17 protein-coding genes and 1 pseudogene are annotated in these 22,536 nt (G+C 67.6%); 5 read left to right on the top strand and 13 right to left on the bottom strand.

Annotated elements, in window-relative coordinates:
* From DMC18_RS14520 to DMC18_RS14535, 4 genes and pseudogenes are all read right to left on the bottom strand, one after another.
* Window positions 1-183: pseudogene (locus tag DMC18_RS14520) on the bottom strand (hypothetical protein); the annotation flags it as partial.
* A gap of 162 nt (window positions 184-345) precedes the next feature.
* Complete coding sequence (locus DMC18_RS14525) at window positions 346-1,146, bottom strand: hypothetical protein (RefSeq protein WP_110121335.1); 801 nt, start codon at window positions 1,144-1,146, stop codon at window positions 346-348.
* Window positions 1,147-1,246: 100 nt separating this feature from the next.
* Window positions 1,247-2,806, bottom strand: coding sequence for a class I adenylate-forming enzyme family protein (locus tag DMC18_RS14530; RefSeq protein ID WP_110121336.1), 1,560 nt, complete (start codon window positions 2,804-2,806; stop codon window positions 1,247-1,249).
* Between the two features lie 159 nt (window positions 2,807-2,965).
* Window positions 2,966-5,044: a 3-hydroxyacyl-CoA dehydrogenase NAD-binding domain-containing protein gene (locus DMC18_RS14535; protein WP_110117923.1), complete on the bottom strand. Its 2,079-nt coding sequence runs from the start codon at window positions 5,042-5,044 to the stop codon at window positions 2,966-2,968.
* A gap of 475 nt (window positions 5,045-5,519) precedes the next feature.
* Here DMC18_RS14535 and DMC18_RS14540 point away from each other — a divergent pair, with 475 nt between their 5' ends.
* Window positions 5,520-6,539, top strand: a complete 1,020-nt coding sequence (locus DMC18_RS14540; protein WP_110117922.1) for an adenosine deaminase — start codon at window positions 5,520-5,522, stop codon at window positions 6,537-6,539.
* A gap of 46 nt (window positions 6,540-6,585) precedes the next feature.
* Here the strand turns inward: DMC18_RS14540 and DMC18_RS14545 are convergent, their stop codons facing one another.
* The 3 genes from DMC18_RS14545 to DMC18_RS14555 form a co-directional block, all read right to left on the bottom strand.
* Window positions 6,586-7,890: an amidohydrolase family protein gene (locus DMC18_RS14545; protein WP_110117921.1), complete on the bottom strand. Its 1,305-nt coding sequence runs from the start codon at window positions 7,888-7,890 to the stop codon at window positions 6,586-6,588.
* Window positions 7,891-8,189: 299 nt separating this feature from the next.
* Entirely contained in the window at window positions 8,190-9,434 is a 1,245-nt protein-coding gene (locus DMC18_RS14550) for a TetR/AcrR family transcriptional regulator (protein WP_110117920.1), read from the bottom strand.
* A gap of 86 nt (window positions 9,435-9,520) precedes the next feature.
* The gene (locus DMC18_RS14555; protein WP_110117919.1) at window positions 9,521-11,440 is read right to left on the bottom strand and encodes an ATP-binding protein; all 1,920 of its coding nucleotides are present in this window, start codon (window positions 11,438-11,440) and stop codon (window positions 9,521-9,523) included.
* 129 nt (window positions 11,441-11,569) lie between these two features.
* Here DMC18_RS14555 and DMC18_RS14560 point away from each other — a divergent pair, with 129 nt between their 5' ends.
* Entirely contained in the window at window positions 11,570-12,793 is a 1,224-nt protein-coding gene (locus tag DMC18_RS14560; protein WP_110117918.1) for a serine hydrolase, read from the top strand.
* Window positions 12,794-12,912: 119 nt separating this feature from the next.
* Here the strand turns inward: DMC18_RS14560 and DMC18_RS14565 are convergent, their stop codons facing one another.
* The 4 genes from DMC18_RS14565 to DMC18_RS14580 form a co-directional block, all read right to left on the bottom strand.
* Entirely contained in the window at window positions 12,913-13,809 is an 897-nt protein-coding gene (locus DMC18_RS14565; RefSeq protein WP_110117917.1) for a pirin family protein, read from the bottom strand.
* A gap of 110 nt (window positions 13,810-13,919) precedes the next feature.
* Window positions 13,920-14,153: a hypothetical protein gene (locus DMC18_RS14570; protein WP_110117916.1), complete on the bottom strand. Its 234-nt coding sequence runs from the start codon at window positions 14,151-14,153 to the stop codon at window positions 13,920-13,922.
* Entirely contained in the window at window positions 14,120-14,626 is a 507-nt protein-coding gene (locus DMC18_RS14575; RefSeq protein WP_110117915.1) for an RDD family protein, read from the bottom strand. Before DMC18_RS14575 ends, DMC18_RS14570 begins: the two co-directional genes overlap by 34 nt.
* 150 nt (window positions 14,627-14,776) lie before the next feature.
* The gene (locus DMC18_RS14580) at window positions 14,777-15,004 is read right to left on the bottom strand and encodes a hypothetical protein (protein WP_110133038.1); all 228 of its coding nucleotides are present in this window, start codon (window positions 15,002-15,004) and stop codon (window positions 14,777-14,779) included.
* A gap of 805 nt (window positions 15,005-15,809) precedes the next feature.
* Here DMC18_RS14580 and DMC18_RS14585 point away from each other — a divergent pair.
* Together DMC18_RS14585 and DMC18_RS25660 are read left to right on the top strand one after the other, a co-directional pair.
* Window positions 15,810-17,075, top strand: a complete 1,266-nt coding sequence (locus DMC18_RS14585) for an AAA family ATPase (protein WP_110133039.1) — start codon at window positions 15,810-15,812, stop codon at window positions 17,073-17,075.
* Between the two features lies 1 nt (window position 17,076).
* On the top strand, window positions 17,077-17,754 hold the full coding sequence (locus DMC18_RS25660; protein ID WP_146218081.1) for a hypothetical protein: 678 nt from the start codon (window positions 17,077-17,079) through the stop codon (window positions 17,752-17,754).
* Here DMC18_RS25660 and uvrB read toward each other — a convergent pair.
* Window positions 17,735-20,014, bottom strand: coding sequence for an excinuclease ABC subunit UvrB (gene uvrB / locus DMC18_RS14590; RefSeq protein WP_110118685.1), 2,280 nt, complete (start codon window positions 20,012-20,014; stop codon window positions 17,735-17,737). The two genes, DMC18_RS25660 and uvrB, sit on opposite strands and share 20 nt — an antisense overlap.
* Before the next feature lie 193 nt (window positions 20,015-20,207).
* Here uvrB and DMC18_RS14595 point away from each other — a divergent pair, with 193 nt between their 5' ends.
* Window positions 20,208-21,959 carry a hypothetical protein gene (locus tag DMC18_RS14595; protein WP_110133040.1) on the top strand — a complete coding sequence of 584 codons (1,752 nt, stop codon included), beginning with the start codon at window positions 20,208-20,210 and terminating at the stop codon, window positions 21,957-21,959.
* On the opposite strand, the gene DMC18_RS26060 is transcribed toward DMC18_RS14595, so the two are convergent.
* A partial coding sequence (locus tag DMC18_RS26060) for a hypothetical protein (RefSeq protein WP_199232581.1) occupies window positions 21,956-22,536 on the bottom strand: 581 nt, incomplete at its 5' end. The two genes, DMC18_RS14595 and DMC18_RS26060, sit on opposite strands and share 4 nt — an antisense overlap.

Raw genomic sequence — 22,536 nt, forward strand, 5'->3', positions numbered from 1 at the left:
GGCGCGGTCGGCGGCGGCGCGCACGGCGGTGGGACGGGAGAAGCGCTGGGCCAGCCGCCCGTTCAGGTCGTCGCAGGCCGGGCCGCCGAAGGCCTTGGCCAGCGCGTCGAAGTCGAGCGGCGCCGACGAGGCGTGGGCGGACTTCGGCTGCGACGCGAGGACGGCGGCTGAAAGGCTGGACATGCGAGACGCTTCCGCAACGAACCGGCGCCGACAACCCCGACGGCGCCCTTATGGTTAATCGAACGTATCGAGTGACTCGGCCTGTCCAGATGCGGCGCGCCGTCGCGGTTGAGTTTGCGGTTTTTCCGGGTTTTCAGGGAGAGGTCAGCGCTTGCTCGGCGGTCAGGCGAACGTCTCGTCCCGGTTATGCATTCCATGCCAGGATCGGACCCGCAGCCTGGAGACCCGCAGTTCCCCGACCCTGATCGTGCGCTCGGCCGGTCCGGTGCCGGCCGAACTGAGCCACTCGCCGATGAACTGGCCGTGGACCGAAAGGCGTTCGCTCAGCAGGTCCCGGATGTGTTCGAGGACGTCGTCATAGGCGTCGGGCGGCCAGTCGAAGTGACTGTGCGAATAGTCGATGCCCACCGTAACCTCGCCGCCGGCGGTGGAGATCCAGAGCGGTCCGTTCATGTCGGCTTCCGGCGGCGGGGGAACCTCCACCCAGAGGCATTGCCCCCCGTGGACTTCGTTCAGCCGGGCATGGCCGCGCCAGTCGGGATAGGCCGAGAACAGGGCTCTGGCGAAAGCGTCGAACGGCGTTGGAAGGCCGTCGCAATCTTCGTCGGACAAGGCAGGGGCGACCGCGGGCAGGTGTCCGGTAATGCGGAAGCCGCCCCCCGCGGCGCTTTCCAGCGGCAGTTTGCCAAGCGATTTCAGTGCGTCACGAAGGCTCTCGATCGCCTGGTAGCGTGACTGCTTGCTGCCGCGCGGCCTCTCAACATAGGCCCTCAGGAACAGCTCTTCGATCGCGATGTATGGGCGCCAGCCCAGATCCCCGAAGGTCGCGCCGCGTTCGTCAACGGTCCGCGGGGTCTCGATCGGCTCATTGGTGTCGGAGCCGACCCACTTGATCCAGACCTGCAGGGGAGGTTCCTGGGTCGCCAGCAGAGCGAAGACTCGTCGCCACTTGAAGTCGGACATCAGCGAGGCGCGGTAACACTCCCGCACGAGGGATAGGTAGTTCCGTTCGTGATCCAAGCCCCACCCCGATCGACGCTCGCCTGTATCGCAGGCCTGCTCGTTATAGGAGAGGGCGCCTGGCCGTCCACCCGTCCCGCAGCTCCCGCTTGAGCACCTTGCCGATGTGGCTGCGGGGCAGGGCGTCGACGAGGACGAGGTCGGCCAGGCGCTGGGTCTTGCCCAGGCGCTCGTTGGCGAAGGCGCGGACGGTTTCGGCCGAGGCCGCGGCGCCGGGCCGCAGGGCGACGAAGGCGACCGGGGTCTCGCCCCAGGCCTCGGACGGCACGCCGACCACGGCGGCTTCCAGCACGTCGGGATGGGCGGCGATCACCGCCTCCAGGTCGCTGGGATAGATGTTGAAGCCGCCGCTGATGATCATGTCCTTCTTGCGATCCATCAGGGTGAGGAAGCCCTCGTCGTCGAAGCGGCCGACGTCGCCGGTGCGGATGAAGGAGAGGCCCTCCGGCGAGGTCCAGGTGGCTTCGGCGGTCTTGCCGGGCTGGCCGTGATAGCCGTTCATCATGCCGGCCGAGCGGCCGACGATCTCGCCGACCACGCCCGCGCCCACTTCGACGCCGTCCTCGTCGATCAGGCGGATGTCGTGGCCGGGGGCGGGACGACCCACCGTGTGCAGCTTGTCGGGATGCTCGTGGGCCATGAGGATGCAGGCGCCGCCGCCCTCGGTCATGCCGAAATATTCGACGAGGCCGCCGGGCCAGCGCTTCAGGACCTCGGCCTTCAGTTCGGGGGCGAACGGGGCGCTGGTGCAGAACTTCAGGCGCGTGGTCGACAGGTCGAAGGCGTCGAAGTCCGGGTGCGCCAGCAGGCGGCGGTACTGCACCGGCACCAGCATGGCGTGGGTCATGCGGTGCTGCTGGGCGAGCTCCAGGAAGCGGCCAGCGTCGAACTTCTTCATCAGCACCACGGTCCCGCCGCCGGCCAGGGTGGGGAAGAAGCAAACGAGCGTGGTGTTCGAATAGAGCGGGGTCGACAGCAGGGTGACCGCGTCGGCGCCATAGCCGACGGCGTCGCCGCGGAAGACGTGCTTCCAGCGCATGCCGTGCGACTGGACGATGCCCTTGGGCGCGCCGGTGGTGCCGCTGGAATAGATGATGTTGAATGGATGCTCGGGGCCGATCTCGACCGGCGTCGGCGTGGCGCCCTCGGGCGCCAGCCAGGCCTCGAACGCCTCGCCGGCGGGCGAGCCGTCAAGCGCGATGGTGCGGGTCGCGATCGGGGCGGGTTTCTGGGCCTCGGCGACGCCGGCGTCGACGAAGAACAGCTTGGCCCCGCAGTCGGCGACCATGCCGGCGATGGCCTGCGGCGTGGAGGACGGCGCCAGCGGCGCGACCGCCACCCCGGCCCGCAGGCCGCCCAGGAACAGGGCCGCGTAGGGGATCGACGACAGGGCGCAGACGGCGACCGCTTCGCCGGGCTGGACGCCGTCGCGCTGCAGGGCGGCGGCGACGCGGTCGGCCAGGGCGTCGAACTGGCGGTAAGTGACGGCCTCGCCGGTCTCCATGATCACGGCGGGGCGGCCTGGGGCCTCAAGGGCGCGCTCGCGGAGGATGTCGCCCATCACGCCGTAGTCGGCGGTGATCATGGAGGGGATGGTGGGCATGGCGACGCGCCTCGTACTCTGACTGCCCCCTTCCCCCTTGATGGGGGAAGGGTCGGGGATGGGGGTGGCTGCTGAGCTGGCGGTGGTGCGCGGCTTCCACCGCCGCGTCACCCCCACCCCTGCCCCTCCCCCATCAAGGGGGAGGGGAGTGGGTAAACGTCACGCGTCCTTGAAGCCCTTGCCCTCGGCGACCAGCCGTTCCAGCAGGGCCGACGGCTTGAAGTCGTCGCCGTGCCTCTCCTGGAACTCCTTCATCTTGGCCAGGACCTTGTCGAGGCCGACCAGCTCGCCCCAGAACATCGGGCCGCCGCGATAGACGGGCCAGCCGTAGCCGTTGATCCAGACGATATCGATGTCGGAGGCGCGGATGGCCTTGCCCTCTTCGAGGATCTTCGCGCCCTCGTTGACCATCGGGTAGAGGCAGCGTTCGAGGATCTCCTCGTCGCTGATTTCGCGGCGCTGGATCTGGCGCTTCTCGGCGAAATCGAGGATGACCTTCTCGACCTCGGCCGAGGGGTTGGCGACGCGGTTTTCGTCGTAGTCGTAGAAGCCCTTGCCGTTCTTCTGGCCGCGGCGGTCCATCTCGCAAAGCACTTCGCGGACGGTGGAGGAGCTGGTCTTGGCCGGGTCCCAGCCGATGTCGAGACCGGCCAGGTCGCTCATGGCGAACGGCCCCATCGGCAGGCCGAAGTCGTAGAGCACGCGGTCGACGTCCCAGGGCATGGCGCCTTCGAGGATCAGTTTCTGGGCCTCGCGCTGGCGCTGGGCCAGCATGCGGTTGCCGACGAAGCCGAAGCAGTTGCCGACCAGCACCGCGACCTTGCCGATCTTCTTGCCGGTCTGCATGGCGGTGGCGATCACCGACTTGTCGGTCTTCTCGCCGCGCACGATCTCGAGCAGACGCATGACGTTGGCCGGCGAGAAGAAGTGCAGGCCGATGACGCTTTGCGGCCGGCCGGTGACGGCGGCGATGGCGTCGACGTCGAGATAGGAGGTGTTGGTGGCCAGGATGGCGCCCGGCTTGGCGATCTTGTCGAGCTTGGTGAAGACCTCCTTCTTGATCTCCATCAGCTCGAACACGGCCTCGATGATCAGGTCGCAGTCGGCCAGGTCTTCCAGGTGCATGGAGGGCGTGAGCAGCCCCATGCGCTTTTCGACGTCGTCCTGGGTGAGGCGGCCCTTCCTGGCGGTGTTCTCGTAGTTCTTGCGGATGGTGGCGACGCCGCGGTCGAGGTTCTCCGACTTGGCCTCGATGATCGTCACCGGTACGCCGGCGTTGAGGAAGTTCATCGAGATGCCGCCGCCCATGGTGCCGGCCCCGATGACGCCGACCTTCTTGACCGGGATGGTCGGGGTGTCGTCCGGCACGTCGGGGATCTTGGCGGCCTGGCGCTCGGCGAAGAACACGTAGCGCTGGGCGGCCGACTGACTGCCGGTCATCAGCTCCATGAACAGTCGGCGCTCTTCCTTCAGGCCTTCGTCGAAGGGCAGGTTCACCGCCGCCTCGATGCACTTGATGTTGTTCTCGGGGGCGAGGAAGCCGCGGAACTTCTTGGCGTTGGCCTTGCGGAATTCGGCGAAGATCTCGGGCTTGCCGCGGGCGGCCTCGACCTTGGCGGAAAGATCGCGGACCTTGGCCAGCGGCTTGTCCTCGGCCAGCACCACGCGGGCGAAGGCGATCGCCCCGTCGCGCAGGGCGCCTTCCTCGACCAGGCTGTCGAACAGGCCCATGGCGAGGGCGGCCTTGGCCGGCACGTGCTGGCCGGTGGTGACCATCTCCAGCGCCTTCTCGACGCCGACGATGCGCGGCAGGCGTTGGGTGCCGCCGGCGCCCGGGAGGAGGCCGATGTTCACTTCCGGCAGGCCCGCCTTCGCGGACGGCACGGCGACGCGGTAGTGGGCGACCAGCGCCACCTCCAGCCCGCCGCCCAGGACCGTGCCGTGGATCGCGGCGATCACCGGCTTGGGCGAGTTCTCGATGGTGTTCTGCACGTCCTGCAGGGACGGGCCGGTCATGGCCTTGCCGAACTCGCTGATGTCGGCGCCGGCGATGAAGGTCTTGCCCTCGCAGATCAGCACGATGGCCTGGACGGCCGGATCGCCGATCGCCGCCTCGAAGGCGTTCTTCAGCCCTTCGCGGACCTGGGCCGATAGGGCGTTGACGGGAGGAGAGTTCAGCGTGACGACGCCGATGTCGCCTTCGACGGTCAGATCGGTGACGGCGTTGATCGCGGCCATGCGGTTCCACCCTTTAGGTTCGTTTGAACGCTTGTTTGATCCTAGCCTGCACGACGCCGCGCGAGAGTCCAGAGGGGCGCGGACGGCGCCGCTTTTTCGGGCGCCGCAGGTTGACGCCGTGGGCGTCGTACTGGACATTCGAAGGGTTCAGTTTCGGCCGAGAGAGCACCTGCCGGTGCGGGCCGACGTGACGCCACGTCGGCGCGTAAGCCTACGGTCTCCCAAGATAATCGGCCAAACTGGGGAGGGAGTTCGCACCAGGACCGGCCGGCCGCCGCCGCTTGCAGGCGTGCGGGACATTCCAAGACCGTTTCAGGCGCGAGCGCGACGCGGTGCATACGACGCGTCGAAACTAAGAGGTGAAGCGCACCTCGGCGCGGGAGCTTGAAGGTTCCCGCGCCGCCTTGTGCGGGCTTGATGTGCGGGCCTGACGTGCGGACTTGACCCCGCCACGTCGCGAGCCGATGGAATTCCCATGACCGACACCACGCTCGAAGCCTTCGCCCGCGGCCTGCCCAAGGCCGAACTGCACATGCACATCGAGGGCAGCCTCGAACCGGAACTGATGTTCGCCCTGGCCGAACGCAACGGGATCGCCCTGCCGTACAAGTCGGTGGAGGAGATCCGCGCCGCCTACGCCTTCTCGAACCTGCAGGACTTCCTGGACATCTACTACCAGGGCGCGGGCGTGCTGATCACGCGGGCCGACTTCAAGGACTTGGCGCTGGCCTATTTCGAGCGCCTGGCGGCCGACGGCGGGGTGCACGCCGAGATCTTCTTCGATCCGCAGACCCACACCGAGCGCGGGATCGCTTTCGAGACGGTGATCGACGGCCTGCTGGACGGCATGGCGGAAGCGGAGGAACGCCTGGGCGTGACCTCCAAGCTGATCCTCTGCTTCCTGCGCCACCTGTCGGAAGACAGCGCCTTCGAGACGCTGGAGCTGGCCAAGCCGCATCTGGCCAAGATCGCCGGCGTGGGCCTGGACTCCTCGGAGGTCGGCCATCCGCCGGCCAAGTTCGCCCGGGTGTTCAAGGCCGCGCGCGACCTCGGCCTCAAGATCGTCGCCCACGCGGGCGAGGAGGGGCCGCCGGAATATGTCTGGGAAGCCATCGATCTGGTGGGCGTCGACCGCATCGACCACGGTAACCGCGCCCTGGAGGACGAGGCCCTGACGGCGCGTCTGGTCGCGGACGGGACGACCCTGACGGTCTGCCCGCTGTCGAACCTGAAGCTCTGCGTGGTGCCGGATCTTGCGGCCCACCCGATGCGGAAGATGCTGGACCTCGGGCTGAAGGCGACGGTGAACTCCGACGACCCGGCCTATTTCGGCGGCTACCTGCTGGACAATTACCTGCAGACGGCCAAGGCCGTGGACCTGACGCGCGACGACCTGGTGGTGCTGGCCAGGAACAGCTTCACCGGCTCGTTCCTCGACGAGGCCGAGAAGGCGCGGCGGCTGGCGCAGGTGGATGCGTACGTGGCGGGGAAGTAGCGCCACCATGGAGCTCCCTCCCCCATCAAGGGGGAAGGGAGGCGTGCTACCGCGGCAGCACTTCCACCCCGCCTTCCTTGTAGACGATCCCGCCCTTCATCACGAACGCCACCTTGCGCATCAGGCTGATGTCGGCGGTCGGGTCCCCGGTCACGGCCACGAGGTCGGCGAAGGCGCCCGGCGCCACCCGGCCCACGGCGGGATCGCCGATCAGGTCGCCGGCGGCGCCGGTGGCGGCGGTCAGGGCCTGGGTGGGGGTCAGGCCGCCCTGGACCAGCAGGTCGAACTCCAGCGTGTGGTCGCCTTCGCCCAGGTCGGTGCCGTAGGCGATCTTGACCCCGGCCTTCACGGCGTTGGGGAAGTTCCTCTTGGGAATCAGGTCGTTGGCCAGCTCCTTCTCGGCCGTGCCGGGCGGCAGCAGTTCGGGATGCCTGGACGCCGTCTCGTAGAAGACGTCGTAGACGCTGAGCGTCGGCACCAGGTAGACGCCGCGCTCCTTCATCAGCTTCAGCGCCTCGGGCGTGGCGAACGAGCCGTGCTCGACCGAGTCGATCCCGGCCTTGACCGCCGTCTCGATGGCGGGGGCGGGATAGATGTGGGCGGCGACCTTGAGGCCCAGGCCGTGGGCGGTGCGGACGGCCTCCTCGATCTCGTCCTGGGCCATGGTCTGGTGGCGCGGGTCGTCGCCGATCGAGGCGATGCCGCCGGACGGCATCAGCTTGATCACCGTGGCCCCGCGGCGCTTGTGCTCGCGCACCTTCAGCCGGGCCTCCAGCGGCGAGTTGACGATCCCGTTGTCCCAGCCGGGGTTGGAGAGGGCCGGGTCGACGCCGCTGCGGCTGTCGCCATGGCCGGCGGTGGGACCCAGCGGTTCCAGCGCGATCCACAGGCGCGGCCCGGCGATCTTGCCGCCGTCGATGGCGTCGCGCACGGCCGCCGTCTCCGGGCCGCCGCCGAGGTCGCGGGCGGCGGTGAAGCCCTGCAGCAGCATCTGGCGGGCGTAGAGCGCGCCGTCGAAGGCGCGGTCGATGTCGGAATGGGTGACGCCGTACTCGACGGCGTTGGTCTTGCTGGGCAGGGCCGCGCCGATATGGACGTGGGCGTCGATCAGGCCGGGCAGGACGGTCTGGGTCTTCAGGTCGATGACCTCGGCGCCGGCCGGGGCGGTCCAGCCGTCCTCGACGGCGATCACGCGGTCGTCGCGGATGACGATGGTGCTGGGGCCGCGCAGCTTGGCGCCGTCGAACAGCTTGCCGGCCTGGACGGCCTTGTCGGCGGCGCTGGCCAGGCCGGGCGCGGCGAGCAGGGCCGCGCTCGCCAGCAGAAGGGCGCGGATCGTGGACTTGGGCATGGACGCTTCCCCGAAATGAACGCTTCCGGCTTGGCGCAAGCCTGGGCCGCCGTACAGGGCAAACCTCGGCGTGAGCCGTTGAATTGGCGGCTTCGCCTAAAGGGCGGTCGCGACCCACTCCCGCCGTCATCCCGGCCGAAGCGAAGCGTAGAGCCGGGACCCAGGGGCCGGCGCAATGCGATGGCGAGCGTCAGCGGCGCTTGATCTGACCGCCGAGCCCCGTCCCCTGGGTCGGATAAGCGCTGCGCGCTTTCCGGGATGACGAGCTTTGGGGGCGTGGAGGGTAAGGACGCGGACCCCTACCGCGCCATCAGCCCCATCAGCAGCGGCCGGGCGAACAGCCGCGCGGCGTCTTCGCGCGTGACGCCCGGCGCCCAGGCCTGCAGCGAGGCGGCGGCGTTGAGCATCGAGTTGATCATGTGCGCCGCCACCAGCGGGTCGACCGCGCGCACCGAGCCGTCGGCTATGCCGTCGGCGATCATGCCGGCGAAGCGGTTGGAGCCGCGGGCGTAGCCGTCGCTCATCTCGTGGCGGATCTCGATCGGCAGGGCGCCCATCGACGAGGCGCGCAGCAGCGGGCCGTGGTCGGACAGCTGGTACTCGACCAGGGCCGCGGTGGCCGCCGACACCGCCGTCCAGCCATCGGCCTGGCGGTCATGATCGGGCAGGCCGAGGGCGGCGAGCTGGGCGCGGCGGGTGACCGCGAAGGTGCGCTTGAAGCACTCGACCACCAGGGCGTCCTTGTCCTCGTGGTGGTGGTAGAACGAGCCCTTGGTGACGTTCAGCGCCGCCGAGATGTCCTCGACCGAGGCCCCGCGATAGCCGCGCTGGTTGATCAGGCGGGTGGCGGCCACGAGGAAGGTCTCGCGCCATTCCTGGCCTTCGTCGGAGGCCGGGGTCGGGTCGGGCAGGGCGGGCGGCGCCCAGTCGCGGCCGGCCGCGGCGATGCCGCCCACGAGAATGTCGTACATCCGCTCGCGCACCCGCTCGTAATCGTCGAGGTCGAAGCGGCGCAGCCAGGCGCCGGTCCAGAAGACCTGTTCCAGCAGCAGGTGGGCGCGGGCGTTGCGTTCGGCCTTGTCGAGATGGGCGAAGGCCTCGCCGTCGAAGAAGCCGCGCACCCGGCGGAAGATGTCGGCGAAGGCGGCCTGGACCGAGGCCCGCATCGGCTCCTTGAGGGCGCGGATCTCGGTGAAGCTGGCCAGAGGCGGGGCCTCGCCGGCGCGGACCTGGCGCGACAGGTCGAGATAGAGGGTCAGGAACTTGCGGATGCGCGCAGCGGCGTCGGGCTGCGCCGCGGCCTCGTCGATCATGGCGTCCAGCCGCTCCAGCCCGCGGATGAAGCAGGCGGCGGCCAGGTCGTCCTTCTTGCGATAGTAGTAGGTGACGCTGGTGGTGATCAGCCCGACCTTGGCGGCGACGTCGGCCAGGGTCATGCCCTTGACGCCCTGGCGGTTCAGCACCGCCGTCGCGGCCGCCAGTATGGCTTCCTTTTTTTGTGCGTAGCGCGCCGTCGCGGCGGTGACGGTGTGGCCGTCGTCCATTGTCAGGCCCCCTGCAACGCCTCGTGCAGGCGTTGGACTCTCTGGTCCAATCTAGGCCTGGAACGAGGCGGCAGAAAGGCCTTCGTTCAGGAGGTCTCCAGCGTGCGGGCAGGCAGGGCCTGGGCGACCGCGCGGACCAGGGCGGCCGGCGACAGCGGCTTGGCCACCGCGCCGTTCATGCCGGCCTCGACATAGGCGGCCTGCTGGTGGGCCATGGCGTTGGCGGTCATGGCCAGGATCGGCGCGGCGCCGGCCCGGCCGGGCAGCTTGCGGATGGCGCGGGTGGCCTCGACCCCGTCCATCACCGGCATCTGGATATCCATGAAGATCAGGTCGTAGCCCAGGCGGGCGGCGGCGATGCCAGCCGCGCCGTCCTCGGCCGTGGCCACGCGGGCGCCGAGGGCCTCGAGCATGCGGGTGGCGATCAGCCGGTTGACCGCGTTGTCCTCGACCAGCAGCACGTCCAGGCCCGCCAGCATCGGCGCGTCGGGCTCGGCGGGAGCGGGGTTGCGAACCGGGGCCTCGGCCGGGGCGGCCAGGATCTCCAGCCAGAAGGTCGAGCCCTGGCCCGGCGTGCTGGAAAAGCCGATGTCGCCGCCCATCATCCCCGCCAGCCGGCGGGTGATCGACAGGCCAAGGCCCGCGCCGCCGAACCGGCGGGTGGTCGAGCCGTCGGCCTGGCTGAAGCGCTCGAACAGGGTCTCGGCCGCCTCCGGCGAGATGCCGACCCCGGTGTCCTCGACCTCGAAGCGCAGGCGCAGGCCCTCAGGGGCGGGCGAGACGGAAAGGCGCGCGGTGACGCCGCCCTCCAGGGTGAACTTCACGGCGTTGCCGATCAGGTTGAACAGCGCCTGGCGCAGGCGGACCGGGTCGGCCAGGACCCAGCTGGCGCCGACGGGCGGGGCCTCGACCGTCAGGCGCAGGCCCTTCTGGTCGGCCTGGGGCTCCAGCAGGTGGGCGACGCTGCGCAGCAGGGCCGACGGGTCGAGCGGCTCGGGGCAAAGCTCCAGCTTGCCGGCCTCGATCTTGGAGAAGTCGATGATGTCGTTGAGCAGTTCCGAGAGCATGGCGCCGCAGCCCAGGGCCTCGGCCAGCAGGCGGCGGCCGTCGTCGGACAGGCGCTCGTGCTCCAGCAGGTGCAGTACGCCCAGCACCCCGTTCATCGGGGTGCGGATCTCGTGGCTCATATTGGCCAGGAAGCGCGACTTGGCCTCGGCGGCGTCGAGGGCGGCGTTGCGGGCGACCAGCAGTTCGGTGACGTCCTGGCTGATGCCGATGACGTCGAAGAGCTCGCCGGCCCCGGCCCGCACGCCGCGCCAGTCGGTGCGCATCCAGATCCAGTTGCGGCTGGTCGGATCGGCGTGGCGATAGACCAGTTGGGCGTGCTCGCCGGTCTCCTGGGTGCGGATGAAGGCCTGGCTCATCATCGTCCGGTCGTCGGGGTGGATGGCGGCCATCATCTCCGGCACGGTCATCTGCCGCGCGTCGCCCATCGGGGCGGCCAGGGTGGTGATCTCCTGCTCGAAGAAATAGATCCCCTTGCGGGTCTCGAACCGCCAGACATAGACGCCGGCGGCGTTGCGCAGCATCTCGTTGGCGCGGTCGGCCTGCTGGCGCTGGAGGCGGCGCACGCGCTCCTCGGAGAAGTCCTGGAAGACGATCAGCAGCGCCCCGTCGGGCAGGATCTTCGAGCGCGAGCGCACCCACAGCCAGCCGCCGCCCTTGCGGGCCAGGCGGTGCTCGGACTGCACCTGGCCCTCGGCCCGCAGGATGCGGCCGGCGCTTTCCAGCACCTCGGTGTCGTGCAGATGGAGAAAGTCGCGGATGTGGCGGCCGAGACTCTCCTCGGCGCTCCAGCCGGCGATCTGGGTCCAGGCCGGATTGACGCGGACGATGGCGCGGCCCTGCACCACCACGAACATGTCGAGGCTGCTGCGGAAAAACCAGTCGGCCGCGGCGCGGTCGGTGCTGGTGGCGGGCGTCTCTTCGTCCGGCCCCTTGCCCATCAAGCTCCCCTCGTCTTCAATCGATCAACGCAGGATGAGGTGAAGGTTGCGTTATCCGTACCGCCTATTCGATCCGCGAAAAGAAGGCGACCGTGACGCAAGGTCGCGCCAGTGTGGGGAAAAACGCAAGTGAGCACGCCCGAAGCCGTCGGTCTGTCGTCCAGCCGACTGAAACGCATCGACGCCTTTCTGCAGGAAAAGTACGTCGGACCGGGCCTGCTGCCCGGCGCCCAGGTGCAGGTCTGGCGGCGCGGACAGCTGGCCCACGAGGCCGTGCTGGGCCTGGCCGACCGTGAGCGCAACGCGCCGCTGAAGGCCGACAGCCTCTATCGCATCTATTCGATGACCAAGCCGATCACCTCGATCGCCTTCATGATGCTGGTCGAGGAGGGCAGGGTGGCGCTGGAGGATCCGGTCCACCGCTTCATCCCGGCCTTCAAGGATCTCGGCGTCTTCGCCGCCGGGGCGCTGGGGGCGTTCCAGACGAAGCCGCTGGCCGAGCCGATGCGGATGATCGACCTGCTGCGCCACACGGCCGGCTTCACCTACGGCTTCCAGCAGCGGGGCAATATCGACGCGGCCTATCGCAAGCTGCACCTGGACGACCTGCCGGGGCCGCGCGACCTCGACGGCTTCATCGCCGAGCTGGCGAAACTCCCGCTGGAGTTCAGCCCCGGCGAGGCCTGGAACTATTCGGTCTGCACCGACGTGCTGGGCTACCTCGTTCAGCAGATCTCGGGCCAGCCGCTGGATGAGTTCTTCAAGACCCGGATCTTCGAGCCGCTGAAGATGGTCGATACCGGCTTCTTTGCGCCTGAGGCCGATCACGGGCGGCTGGCGGCCTGCTACAGCCTCGATCCCAAGGGCCGGGTGGTGCTGCAGGACGATCCGGCGACCAGCCCGTTCCTCAAGGACCCGCTGTTCAAGTCGGGCGGCGGCGGGCTGGTCTCGACGGCGTCGGACTATATGCGCTTCTGCCGCATGATCCTGAACGGCGGCCAGCTGGATGGCGCCCGCATCGTCAGCCCCAAGACGCTGAAGGCGATGATGCTCAATCACCTGCCGGGCGGGCGCGAGCTGACCCAGATGTCGAAGTCGCTGTTCAGCGAGAGCGTCTTCGAGGGCCTGGGCTTCGGCCTCGGCTTTGCCGTCACCGTCGACCTGGCCCGCACCCGCAACATCGGCAGCCCCGGCGAGGCCTATTGGGGCGGCATGGCCTCGACCGCCTTCTGGGTGGATCCGATCGAGGACCTGGCGGTGGTGTTCATGACCCAGCTGATGCCGTCGAGCGTCTATCCGATCCGGCGGGAGCTGCGGACGCTGGTCTACGCGGCGTTCGAGGAGGCGGCGTAGCCGGCCTGGCGGCCGGCCCCCTCAGTCGCTCCGCGACAGCTCCCCCAGAGGGGGAGCATCTTTAAATCCTCCCCCTCTGGGGTAGGTGGCCCGGAGGGCCGGAGGGGGCCGCGCAGCGGCTAGGACATCGGCGGCGCGGGCGGCGTCGGGTCTTCCGGCAGGGGGATGAACTCCCCGTTGTCCAGATCCGGCAGCTTCATGCGGCCGGCGCGCCAGTCGGCCTTGGCCTGTTCGATGCGGTCCTTGGACGTCGAGACGAAGTTCCATTCGATGAAGCGCGGGCCGATCGGCTCGCCGCCCAGCAGCATGACGACCGAGGGCTCCAGGGCCTCGAAGACCACGGTCTCGCCGGGCTCGAACACGGCCATCTGGGCGGCTTCCAGCACCCTCCCTGCGACCTCCACCCGGCCGCTGGAGACGTAGGCGGCGCGTTCGGGATATTCGGCGGGCAGGGCGGCCTTGGCGCCGGCGGCCAGCTGCCAGTGGACGTAGAACAGCGGCGAGTGCACCGGCACCTTGGACTTGGCGCCGAAGGCCTCGCCGGCGATCAGCCGGGCCTTGAGGCCGGCACCTTCGTAGAACGGCAGGTCCAGGTCGCCCGCGTGGTGGGTGAAGCCGGGGGCGATCTCCTCCAGCTCGGTGGGCAGGGCGATCCAGGCCTGCATGCCGTCCATCAGACCGCCGTCGTGGCGCAGGGTCTCGAAGCGCTCGGAGTGGGTGATGCCCGAACCGGCGGTCATCCAGTTGACCTCGCCCGGCAGGATCTCGATGTCGGAGCCGACGCTGTCCTTGTGGGTGATGGCCCCGTCGAACAGGTAGGTCAGGGTGGACAGGCCGATGTGCGGATGCGGCCGCACGTCGACGCTCTTGGGAAAGCCCGGCTGGAAGTGGGCCGGCCCCATGTGGTCGAGGAACACGAACGGCCCGACCATCCGCCGCCGTGCGAAGGGCAGCACCCGCCCGACCTCGAAACCGCCGATGTCGCGGCGGCGGGCGTCGATGACGAGGTCGATCATGGGGGGCTCCGTGTCGGTCCGGGGGAAGCTGTTGCGCGGCGCGGAAAGTCCCACGGCCCGCGCGCGGCGTCTTGCAGTTTCTGACCCTTCGTCCCCGGCTTCGACCCGCTCTAGCCCGCCATCGACGCGAAGCGGTCGATGACGCCCAGCAGCCGCTCGCCGCCCCAGATCAGGCCGCCGACCACCATCAGCACGCCCTGCCAGATCCCCATCGGCCGATGGGTGACGCGGTAGCCGCCGTCGGCGTCCCACGGGGCGACGCGCTTGTCCTCCAGGGCCTCCTTGCCCTGCCACATGGTGTAGAGGCAGATCAGCGGCGCGCCGAGGCCCATGCCGAACACCATGACCCGCGCCTCAGCCTGATCGACTGGATCAGGCTGAGGCGCCTGCCGTCGGCGCGGACCACGCGCACCCCGAACAGCCACTTGCCGAAGCTGCCGCCGCTGAGCGCCATCGACACGGCCACGAACGGCGCGGCCAGGATCACCGAGACCGGCCCGGCGATCAGCCGGCCGACGAAGTCCATCTCGAACAGCCCCAGGAACTGCTCGGTCAGCGCCGGGGCGACGAAGGTTCCGACGCCGCCCAGCAGCACGATGCCGATGAAGCCGTAGACGAAGGTGTCGACCGCCCGGGCGAAATAGCGCCGCCAGGGCTGGGGCGAGGCGTCGGTCCACGGATGCGGCTTGCGGGCGGGCGTGGCGTCGGGCGCGGCGGGCGCGGCCTCCGAGGTCGCTTCCGGCGTCGGCGCGGCTCCAGGCGTGGGCCCAGGCGCGATTTCTTGTTCGGGCGCGGCGCCCGCGGTGATGTCGGTCATGTGAAAGCCCCCGGTACGCGAAGAATCCCCGAGCCCCCTCGGGAAGCGCCACCATGGACCGCCGCGCGAGCGGGCTCAACCTTGGGGGAAGCGGCGCCGCCCGCGCCGGGCGTACCGGCGGCGGGGTCCATGCGGGTCGTCGCGTCGCGATCAGCCGTCGGCATAGGCCGACGACCACAACTCGGCCAGCCCCCGCAGCGCCTCGCCGGGCTCGCTCGTCCCGGCCCGCACGCGCTCGACCTGCAGCGCCGCGCGGGTCGCCAGCAGTCGGTCCTCCAGCCGGCGCCTGGCCTCGACCAAGGCGGGGGAGGGGGCGGCGGCGAGGCCGCGCTTGCGGTGCGGGCGCTTGGGGGCGGGGTTGCGGCGCTTGTGCTTCATGGCGGGGCTCCTCCCTTCCCCCTCGATGGGGGAAGGGCCGGGGATGGGGGTGACTTCGGCGTTTCGACCGGACCCGCCGGCGGAGGCTGAACGCGCGGTTCCACCCCCATCCCAACCCTTCCCCCATCGAGGGGGAAGGGCTTTGGACGAGCGACGACGGCCTTCCGCGCGAAACGCGAAGGTGGATGGAGAGGGCGCGGGGCGTCCGGACCGCGTCCGGATCTGTGAGTTGGGTTACCGTTTCGACGAAGCCTTGACGCCCCGCGCGATCGTTTGACCTCAGGCCGGGGCGCGCGGGCCTCTTCCGCCCTTCACCCCTTCCACCGCGCAGGCTCCCCGTTTCTTGACGGCCGGGAGGCGCGTATGGCGCGGACCCTCGGGCGGGCGGGAGCCGATACAGGCAAGCCCCCGATAGGCGGGTTTACGTCCCCCGCCCTCCGTTCAAGCCCCGCCGGCCCGGCTCACGCCGCTCCAGGAGGCCCCGCTCGATCGCATCCCCTCGCACGCATCGGGCCGGATCCTAGCGCCCTCTCCCCGCGACGGGACGAGGTCCATTATGCAGCCGGTTTGGAAGGGGCGGATGGAAAACGCTGCGAATTTTCTAGGGCGTTGATTGGGTTGGGGTTTGTGGGGAGGGGGATGGGGATTGAGATAAGGTGGTCAAGGTATGAACGGTGCAGGTGCGACTGAGTTTGGGTCCGATGCGTTGTTCAATCTCGCGGCCGCAGGAAAGCTAGGCTAGAACAGAATCTAGTTCCAAGAGACCGACCTGCGGCTCCCTTTCTAAAATTTCGGGCGAAATATTATGCTCAAAAAGCTAAAAATAGAACGTTTTAAATCGATCTATGAGGCTGAGCTAAATTTCGGCTGTGCAAATATTTTTGTAGGCCCCAATGGCGCTGGAAAGTCTAACGTTCTTGAAGCTATAGGTATAGTGGCGTCTGCGTTGTCCCGTGGAATGGATCAGAATGCGCTTGATCTTCGCGGTGTTAGATTGTCTTTGCCGCATTTGTTTAAGTCGGCATTTAAAAACGCCAAGCTGCCGGCTGCGTTCCATATATCGGCAAAGTTTGAGCACGGAACGTATGAGTGTTCTATTAGGTCGGGTGTGAATAGCCCGTATCTGGAATTTCATTCTGAAGCTATGTTTGATGGCGATCAAAAGGTATTTGGTCGTGGGCCTAGAGGTGCGCGAATTTACGGGCAGAATTCTATACTAAATGAAATAGATCTTTCGGCCATGGATACGCACAGGAGTATATGGGACATTCTCGGGTCGATATTGAAAATATCGGATGATTTTAGATCTGAGATAAACGATTTTTCTAACTTTGCTATATATGCTCCGCAAACTGCCGTTATGCGCGGGTTGGCTATTGATGCGCGAGTTATGGAACCTCTTGGTCTTACGGGGTCTGGGTTGGCTCAGGCTTTTCAGGATGTTTTGGGTGCGCGAGTTAATGCTTCTAACCGGTTTCGGATAGATGATATTTTAAGTATTATATGGAAGCCGGGTTGGGCGGACAGTGTCCGGGTGCGCCCTTTTGATCCTAATATTGTTCCGCCGCAGGTTCGATCTGAGGGCGCTCTTATATATATTCGGGATAAATTTATGAATTCGAAGAGAAATTTCGTTAGTCCATTCGATGCGAGCGAGGGGACGCTGTATCTGATATTTGTGGCTACGTTGCTTGCGCACAAAGATGCGCCAAAGGTCTTTGCATTGGATAATGTGGATGGAACTTTAAATCCTGATCTCGTTCGAAAGCTGACTGACCATATCGTTAGGATTAGCTCATCCGGCGGTGAGGCCGATGTTGATGTTGGTCAGCAAGTTTTTATGACGTCTCATCACCCTTCTGCGCTGGACAGTTTTGACATATTTAACAATAATCACAGTATTTTTACTGTAAATAGGTCGGGTGAAAAGATGCAGCCGCAGGGCGCCACTGCGTTTCGGGATATAAGGCCTCCTAAGGGGATGACGCAGGACGATTGGGTGTTAAATCATAAGGGTAAGAATCTTTCTCAACTTCTCCTGGAGGGGAGAATACCGGGGGCATTATTTTAATATGAAAAGGGTGGGGGTCGTCTGTGAGGGGGCTAATGATTTCCCCGCTATTGCTGTTCTGGTGCGAGATCTTTTCCACGATCGTTATGGGGAGGAGGCGCAGTGTTTCCCTCTTCAGCCTGCTGCTGACGCGTCATCGAGATCTGGTGATGGTGGCTGGACGAAGGTAATTGCTTGGTGTGAGGCTAATTCAGGATCTGGGCTAAATACATATTTGAGGGCCCCGCTATTTGAGGGGGAGGAGGTATACGATATTATCGTCCTGCATTTGGATGGTGATATTGCTGAAGAATATGCGGTTAAAAATGGTATGATTATAGGTGATGTTATTACTGTTGAGGCCAGGGTTGGGTTTTTGTCTGGCGAGTTGATCAGGATTGCTGTTGGTGTTTCTGATCATTTAAATAAACTGAAGGCCGCTATACCAACTCAAAAAACAGAGTCTTGGATGTTGGCGGCAATTTCCAGTCAAATTCATGATTGGGAAGCTGTTGAATCGAAGTCTATTTTGCTTGCGGAAACAGGCTTTTTTCAGGGTAAGAGGAAGTCGGAACACTATCGCGAGATGTCTGATTTGATGTCAGGCAAGGGTGATTTAGTCCGCGAGCGTTGCAGGAGCTTTGAACTTTTCTGCGATCAATTTTTACCGCTTGCCCCCCCTACCTCCGCCCCTTCCTGAACGCCTCCGCCTGCTCCGCCCTATGTTCCGCCCGCACCCGCTTGGGCGCTGACTTGTCCACGGTCTCGCCGGCCCCCGTCAGGATCTCGTTGGCGAACTCCAGGTCCAGCAGCTTCATGCGCTTGATCTCGTCGCGCAGGCGGGCGGCCGTCTCGAACTCCAGGTTGGCGGCGGCTTCGCGCATCTTGGCTTCGAGGTCACGGAGGGCGGACTTGAAGTTGTCGCCGCTGAAGGGCTTTTCGGCGCCGGAGGCGTCGCTGACGCCCATGGGCACCAGGACGCGGTCGCCGCGCTCGTAGGGGCTGGCGAGGATGTCCTTGATGTCGCGCTTGACGCTCTCGGGCGTGATGCCGTGTTCGAGGTTGTAGGCGTTCTGCTTCTCGCGGCGGCGGGTGGTCTCGGCCATGGCCCGCTCCATGCTGCCGGTGACCCGGTCGGCGTAGAGGATGACCTTGCCGTCGACGTTGCGGGCGGCGCGGCCGATGGTCTGCACCAGGGAGGTCTCCGAGCGCAGGAAGCCTTCCTTGTCGGCGTCGAGGATGGCGACCAGGCCGCATTCGGGGATGTCGAGGCCCTCGCGCAGCAGGTTGATGCCGACCAGCACGTCGAAATTGCCCAGCCGCAGGTCGCGGATGATCTCGATGCGCTCCAGAGTATCGACGTCCGAGTGCATGTAGCGGACGCGGATGCCCTGCTCGTTGAGATATTCGGTCAGGTCCTCGGCCATCTTCTTGGTCAGGACGGTGACCAGGGTGCGGTAGCCCTTGCTGATGGTCTGGCGGATCTCGTCGACGACGTCGTCGACCTGGGAGGCGCCGTCCTTGGAGACCGGGCGCACCTCGACCGGCGGGTCGATCAGGCCGGTGGGGCGGATGACCTGCTCGGCGAAGACGCCGCCGGCCCGCTCCAGCTCCCAGTTGGCGGGGGTGGCCGAGACGTGCACCGACTGCGGGCGCATGGCGTCCCACTCCTCGAACTTGAGGGGGCGGTTATCGAGGGCCGAGGGCAGGCGGAAGCCGAACTCGGCCAGCGTCCATTTGCGGTTGCGGTCGCCCTTGTACATGGCGCCGATCTGCGGAACCGTCTGGTGGCTCTCGTCGGTGAACAGCAGGGCGTTGTCGGGGATGTATTCGAAGAAGGTCGGCGGCGGCTCGCCGGGCTGGCGGCCCGACAGGTAGCGGCTGTAGTTCTCGATGCCGGCGCAGGAGCCGGTGGTCTCGATCATCTCCAGGTCGAAGGTGGTGCGCTGCTCCAGGCGCTGGGCCTCCAGCAGCTTGCCGTTGGCGGTCAGCCACTCCAGCCGTTCCTTCAGCTCCTTGCGGATCTCGATGATCGCCTGGCGCAGGGTGGGGCGCGGGGTGACGTGGTGGCTGTTGGCGTAGACCTTGATGGTCTCCAGCTCGGCGGTCTTCCTGCCGGTCAGGGTGTCGAATTCGGCCAGGGCCTCGACCTCGTCGCCGAACAGGGTGACGCGCCAGGCGCGGTCCTCGTAGTGGGCGGGGAAGATCTCGATGGTGTCGCCGCGGCGGCGGAACGTGCCGCGCTCGAAGGCGGCGTCGTTGCGCTTGTACTGCTGGGCCACCAGGTCGGCCATCAGCTGCTTCTCGTCGACCCGGTCGCCCACCGTCAGGGTGAAGGTCATGGCGGTGTAGGTCTCGACCGAGCCGATGCCGTAGATGCACGACACCGAGGCCACGACGATGACGTCGTCGCGCTCCAGGATCGCCCGCGTGGCCGAGTGGCGCATGCGGTCGATCTGCTCGTTGATGGAGCTGTCCTTCTCGATATAGGTGTCGGTGCGCGGGACGTAGGCTTCGGGCTGGTAGTAGTCGTAGTAGCTGACGAAGTACTCGACCGCGTTCTCCGGGAAGAAGGCCTTCATCTCGCTGTAGAGCTGGGCCGCCAGGGTCTTGTTGGGGGCCAGGATCAGCGCCGGGCGCTGGGTGGCCTCGATGACCTTGGCCATGGTGAAGGTCTTGCCCGAGCCGGTGACGCCGAGCAGCACCTGGTCCTGGTCGTTGTTCTCGATGCCCTCGACCAGCTCCCTGATGGCCGTCGGCTGGTCGCCGGCCGGCTCGTAGGACGACACCAGCTTGAAGGTCTTGCCGCCTTCCGACTTCTCCGGCCGGGCCGGGCGGTGGGGCGTCCACAGCATCGGCATGCCTTCCGCCCCCATGGCTTCCCCCATGGCCTCTGGGGAGGCGTCGAGCACGAAGGGCGTCGAGGCGTCGGAGACGCCGGGGTTCTGGCTGCTGGGCATGGGCCAAATCTAGGGGCGCGGAGGCCTCAAGGCCAGGGGTCCTGCTGACAGGCCCTGTCAGCAGGCTGGCGGCAGGTGGCGGGAGAGGTGATCACTTTTTGGGCGATCTTAATTCGGCATACGTCCTGGGGTTGTTGAAATTGGATAACGACGATATGTGGTGAAGCTTGACTGGCGTTCCGGGGGGCAGGCCATGCGACGTTTCTCTCACATCCGTCTTTCCTTGCTGGCGCTCGCCCTGACGGGCGTCTCGACGGCGGCCCTGGCGCAGGCGGGGGCGCAGGCGGGGCCGCAGGACGATACGGCGCGGGTCGAGGCGGCGCAGGCGCGCGAAGCTGCGGCCAAGGCCGAGAAGACGGCGGCGGAGTCGGAGAAGACCGCGGCCGAGGCGGGGCTGGCCGCCGCCAGGACCGCCGCCGACCTGGCGCAGCAGCGCAAGACGGCCGCGGCCGCCGCCGAGAAGGCCGACCTGGAGGCCGCCCAGGTCAGCGTGACGACGGCGACGCAGCGCAAGGCCGCGATCGAGGCCGACCTGGAACTGGCCCAGAAGGCCGTCGCCCTGGCCCAGGCGCGCAAGACGGCGGCCGATCTCGAAGCCAGCGCCGTCGACACCCAGCTGAAGACGCGCGGGAAGACCCTGGCCCAGGGACTGGACAACCGGCGCTGGGTCGACAAGACCGGCGACCAGATCGGCAGCTTCGTCACCCAGTCGGTCGGGCGTCGCGGCCTGGCCCTGCGCTATGGCCGGGCCTGCTCGAACCTGCAGGGCGGCGCGCGTTACGTGTTCCCGATCGCCGGCAAGGAGCGGGAGCGGACCCAGGAGGTGGTCTCCGACCTGCGCAACTTCGCCGAATGCTATCGCGACAAGGCCAGCGGCCGGCAGAAGTGGCGCGACGTCGCGGCCGTGACCACCTCGGTCTCGACGCTGGCCCTGCTGATCGGCAACACCAAGATGGCCGAAAGCAGCCGGAACGGCTGGGCGGCGGGGGCGGTGCTGCCGCTGCTGGCCACCAACCTGCGCGGCTCGACCTACGAAGTGCAGCTGTACCAGGCGGTGTCGATCGCCATGGACCGCACGGCCGAGCGCTACGCGGCGCTGGACGTGCGCTGGGCCCAGGTGGGCGAGGACTGGGCGCCGCCGACGCCGCCGCCGTTGGCGAGCGACGCCTGCGACGGCGCGGACAAGGCTGTGGTCGCGGCCCAGTCGGTAGCCAGCGGCAGCCGGCGCACCATCGTCGAAGGGGTGGCCCAGCAGGCGTTCGACCGCTGCAAGGCGGCGCTGCGCGCCCAGGCCCTGGTCGATGACCTGCGGACGGCCGCCGTGACCGAGCAGCGGCTGCTGTCCGAGCGGGCCATCCAGGACGGGATCGACATCGCCGTGCGCGCCGACACCCTGGACCGGGCGTTCCGGGCCAGCCCGTTCCAGGCCTTCCGGACCTCGGCCGGGGCGCCGTTCGCCATCGCCCAGGACCTGATCGGGGGCACGGGGTGGACGCCCCGCGCCGATCCGCGCAGCGACCGCGACGCCGCCTATGCGCTGACCGGACGGGCGGCGCCGGAGCTGCCGGCCTCGCCGGCCGACCTCGGCGTCGAGGGGGTCGCCACCGCCGTCTATCGCCAGGCTATCGCGGAAATGAAGGACGGCGGCTCGGGCGCCAAGGGCGAGACCGCCAAGGAGAAGGCGCGGGTCGCCACGCAGGCCAAGGCGATCGACGAGGGGGTGAAGAAGACCGAAGAAGCGGTCTCGAAAGCCGTCCTCAAGATCAACCCCCGCCTGAAGCGCGTGCGCATCCTGGTGGCCGAGGAAGGGCGCACCGCGATCGCCATCGACCCGCGCCAGATCGACGCCGCCAGCGACGTCCTGGCCGAAGACGCCGAGGCCAAGGCCAAGGCGACCACCACCACCAGCACGACCACCACCACCACGGCGGCGGCCGGAACCTAGAGGTCTCCCCAGTAGGTTCCGCTCAGCGGCGCGGTGACCACGCGGCCGTAGCTGCCCTGCACGGCCAGGACGTCCGGCCGGGCCAGGATGGCGTCGCGGCGGGCGAGGAAGGCGCGGGCGTAGTCCGACTGGGCGGGCGGGGGCTTGGTCTTGCGGAAGGCCTCCAGGGCCTCGCCGCGCAGGGCCGGATCCTCCAGGCGGCGGATGTAGTGGGCGGCCGCCTCGTCGTCGCGGCCCAGGCAGATCAGGGCCTGGGCGAGGGCGGCGGGATTGTCCTTCCAGCCGTCGCGCAGGCTGGCCAGGTCGGGGGCGATGCGGGGATCGGCGGGCGTGGCCGACAGGGCGCAGATGCGGTTGCTGGCCACCCACATAAGGCCGAAGGGCGTGGCGGTCTTGGTCTCGACGGTGTCGAGCACGCGCAGGGCCTCGGCGTGGGCGCCGGCCGTGACCAGCATCTCGCTGCGGTTGATGCGCTGGCTGACGCCGTCGTCGCCGGTGGCCCGGGCCATGACCTTGTCGGCCTCGTCGGTGCGGCCGAGATCGGCCAGGGCGTAGGCGTAGGTGTTGCGCAGCCAGG

The sequence above is a fragment of the Caulobacter sp. D5 genome, assembly GCF_003185805.1.
GTDB lineage: Bacteria > Pseudomonadota > Alphaproteobacteria > Caulobacterales > Caulobacteraceae > Caulobacter.

What these genes read in the sequence shown, in the direction of transcription:
- DMC18_RS14525 (WP_110121335.1), bottom strand. Translation starts at nt 1,146, where the DNA reads ATGTCCGACTTCAAGTGGCGACGAGTCTTCGCTCTGCTGGCGACCCAG.
- DMC18_RS14530 (WP_110121336.1), bottom strand. Translation starts at nt 2,806, where the DNA reads ATGCCCACCATCCCCTCCATGATCACCGCCGACTACGGCGTGATGGGC.
- DMC18_RS14535 (WP_110117923.1), bottom strand. Translation starts at nt 5,044, where the DNA reads ATGGCCGCGATCAACGCCGTCACCGATCTGACCGTCGAAGGCGACATC.
- DMC18_RS14540 (WP_110117922.1), top strand. Translation starts at nt 5,520, where the DNA reads ATGACCGACACCACGCTCGAAGCCTTCGCCCGCGGCCTGCCCAAGGCC.
- DMC18_RS14545 (WP_110117921.1), bottom strand. Translation starts at nt 7,890, where the DNA reads ATGCCCAAGTCCACGATCCGCGCCCTTCTGCTGGCGAGCGCGGCCCTG.
- DMC18_RS14550 (WP_110117920.1), bottom strand. Translation starts at nt 9,434, where the DNA reads ATGGACGACGGCCACACCGTCACCGCCGCGACGGCGCGCTACGCACAA.
- DMC18_RS14555 (WP_110117919.1), bottom strand. Translation starts at nt 11,440, where the DNA reads ATGGGCAAGGGGCCGGACGAAGAGACGCCCGCCACCAGCACCGACCGC.
- DMC18_RS14565 (WP_110117917.1), bottom strand. Translation starts at nt 13,809, where the DNA reads ATGATCGACCTCGTCATCGACGCCCGCCGCCGCGACATCGGCGGTTTC.
- DMC18_RS14570 (WP_110117916.1), bottom strand. Translation starts at nt 14,153, where the DNA reads ATGGTGTTCGGCATGGGCCTCGGCGCGCCGCTGATCTGCCTCTACACC.
- DMC18_RS14575 (WP_110117915.1), bottom strand. Translation starts at nt 14,626, where the DNA reads ATGACCGACATCACCGCGGGCGCCGCGCCCGAACAAGAAATCGCGCCT.
- DMC18_RS14580 (WP_110133038.1), bottom strand. Translation starts at nt 15,004, where the DNA reads ATGAAGCACAAGCGCCGCAACCCCGCCCCCAAGCGCCCGCACCGCAAG.
- DMC18_RS14585 (WP_110133039.1), top strand. Translation starts at nt 15,810, where the DNA reads ATGCTCAAAAAGCTAAAAATAGAACGTTTTAAATCGATCTATGAGGCT.
- DMC18_RS25660 (WP_146218081.1), top strand. Translation starts at nt 17,077, where the DNA reads ATGAAAAGGGTGGGGGTCGTCTGTGAGGGGGCTAATGATTTCCCCGCT.
- uvrB (WP_110118685.1), bottom strand. Translation starts at nt 20,014, where the DNA reads ATGCCCAGCAGCCAGAACCCCGGCGTCTCCGACGCCTCGACGCCCTTC.
- DMC18_RS14595 (WP_110133040.1), top strand. Translation starts at nt 20,208, where the DNA reads ATGCGACGTTTCTCTCACATCCGTCTTTCCTTGCTGGCGCTCGCCCTG.